2 protein-coding genes, 1 tRNA gene and 1 pseudogene are annotated in these 2,105 nt (G+C 56.1%); all 4 read right to left on the bottom strand.

The window, feature by feature from the left end:
* On the bottom strand, nucleotides 1-1,373 hold a 1,373-nt coding region (gene thrS, locus HF921_RS12810; RefSeq protein ID WP_215893956.1), incomplete at its 3' end, for a threonine--tRNA ligase.
* A 52-nt stretch (nucleotides 1,374-1,425) separates the two neighbouring features.
* Nucleotides 1,426-1,500, bottom strand: a tRNA-Val gene (locus HF921_RS12805).
* A 35-nt stretch (nucleotides 1,501-1,535) separates the two neighbouring features.
* The gene (locus HF921_RS12800; RefSeq protein WP_064219262.1) at nucleotides 1,536-1,850 is read right to left on the bottom strand and encodes a DUF2818 family protein; all 315 of its coding nucleotides are present in this window, start codon (nucleotides 1,848-1,850) and stop codon (nucleotides 1,536-1,538) included.
* Nucleotides 1,850-2,105: pseudogene (locus HF921_RS12795) on the bottom strand (NADH:ubiquinone oxidoreductase subunit N); the annotation flags it as partial. The gene HF921_RS12800 and the pseudogene HF921_RS12795, both read right to left, overlap by 1 nt.

Below are 2,105 nucleotides of genomic sequence, written 5' to 3'. Positions count from 1 at the left end.
CCTTCATCTACTTGATAGGCCAGGCCGGCACGCTCCAAGGCGTTGCGCAGCGCCTGGGTAGCCGCATCCCAAATCTCGTCACTGCCCACCGAATGCTCGGGGCGGGTGGACAAGTTTATTTCGTATTGGCTGAAACCGAAGGTGCCGAGAATTTTCTGGACCAGCGCCAACACGCCGAGAATCTCCGCCTCTATCTGATCGGGTCGACAAAAAACATGGGCATCATCTTGGGTAAAGCCGCGCACGCGCATCAGGCCATGTAAAGCACCAGACATTTCATGGCGGTAGACCGTACCCAACTCGGCCCAGCGAATGGGGAAATCGCGGTAGGAATGCAGCTTGTCTTTGTAAATCAGAATGTGGAAAGGACAATTCATGGGCTTGAGCTGGTACGGCTGGCCTTCGTCCTGCATCGGATCGAACATGGACTCGGCGTAAAAGTCCTTGTGTCCGGAGGTGAACCACAACTGCTCGTGGGCAATATGCGGCGTGTAGAGCAGTTCGTAACCCGCCTCGATGTGGGCGCTACGCCAGAAATCTTCAATGACCCGGCGTACCCGCGCGCCACTGGGGTGCCAGAATACCAGCCCACCACCCGCATCTTCCTGAATAGAAAAAAGATCTAATTCGGTGCCGATGCGCCGATGATCGCGTTTCTCGGCTTCCGCAAGCTGCTGCAGGTAAGCATCCAGATCTTTTTGCTGTGCCCAGGCAGTGCCATAAATGCGCTGCAACATGGGATTACGCGAATCACCACGCCAGTAGGCACCCGCTACCCGCTGCAATTTGAATGCTCCCAAAGAGCCCGTCGACGGCACATGAGGACCACGACACAAATCCACAAAATCTCCCTGCCGGTACAGGCTCAGGGATTCACCTTCGGGAATAGCGCGGACAATTTCGACTTTGTAGTCTTCGCCCATCTTTTCAAACAGGGCGATGGCGTCTTCGCGGGATAGCAACTCACGGTGCACCGGCAGATTTTCCTTAACCAGCGCGCGCATCCGCTCTTCAATGGCTTCGAGATCCTCTGGGGTAAAGCCGCGCTCAAAGGCGAAATCGTAGTAAAAACCGTTAGCAATGACCGGCCCGATGGTTACCTGAGCTTCCGGATAGAGCGACTGCACCGCCTGAGCCATCAGATGCGCGGTCGAATGGCGGATCACTTCCAGGCCATCAGCGCTCTCACGCGTAACGATCGCCACTTCAGCATCCTGATCCAGCATCGTCGAGAGGTCTTTGAGTCTGCCATTGACCCGCATGGCCACTGCGGCCTTAGCCAGACCGCTGCCGATCGCATGCGCCAGCGCCAGCCCGCTTACGGGCTCCGGGAACTGACGATGGCTACCGTCCGGCAACAGGATATCGGGCATGCTTCCTCCAAAGAAAAAGCACCAGTGAGCATTGCCCCTCTGGTGCGGGATTTGGTAGGCACGGGCGGTTTCGAACCGCCGACCTCTACCGTGTCAAGGTAGCGCTCTCCCCCTGAGCTACGCGCCTGCAGCCGGTGAATGTACCGACTAGCGGGCCACACGTCAAGATCTACGCAATATCGGTCGTACATTAAAACGCCAGATAAAGCCCGGAATCGCAAAAACGGCGAACATGCACAAGGCAACCGCATAAAACTCCCAACCCTGATCGTGAATTCGACCATCCAGGTTATACTCTATGCTTGTACCGATGACACCGACGATGACGTACATTACCAGCCACTCGAGCAGGTACCATTGCAACGCTTTTCCATTGGCCGTGGCGCGAAAAAAGAACAGGCGATCACTCAACCACGGCAGATTAGCTGCGATAAAAGCCAGTGCGATATAGGCTAGCGCCCAGTCTTGCATACTCATCAAATCACCCCCTGCATGGCATAGAAACAAAAGGCCATCAGCGGCCCCGGCAGGATGCCGAGCACCAACAGCGCCAGACTGTTGATGCTTAATGCGGTACTCGCCAGATCATCACGCACGATAACCCCTGCCTCGGCATCGGCGTGGTCAAAGTACATCACTTTGACCACGCGCAGATAATAAAATGCTCCGATCACCGCCAGCAGTACGCCGATCACCGCGAGCCAGACATATCCGGCGGTAATGACGGCCTGA

The sequence above is a fragment of the Acidithiobacillus ferriphilus genome (assembly GCF_018854775.1).
GTDB lineage: Bacteria > Pseudomonadota > Gammaproteobacteria > Acidithiobacillales > Acidithiobacillaceae > Acidithiobacillus > Acidithiobacillus ferriphilus.
Note: the sequence above shows the minus strand (reverse complement) of the source record. Positions and strands in the feature narration are given on the sequence as shown.

Bases quoted from the DNA above. Each gene is read 5' to 3' on its own strand.
- HF921_RS12800 (WP_064219262.1), bottom strand. From the start codon at position 1,850: ATGAGTATGCAAGACTGGGCGCTAGCCTATATCGCACTGGCTTTTATC.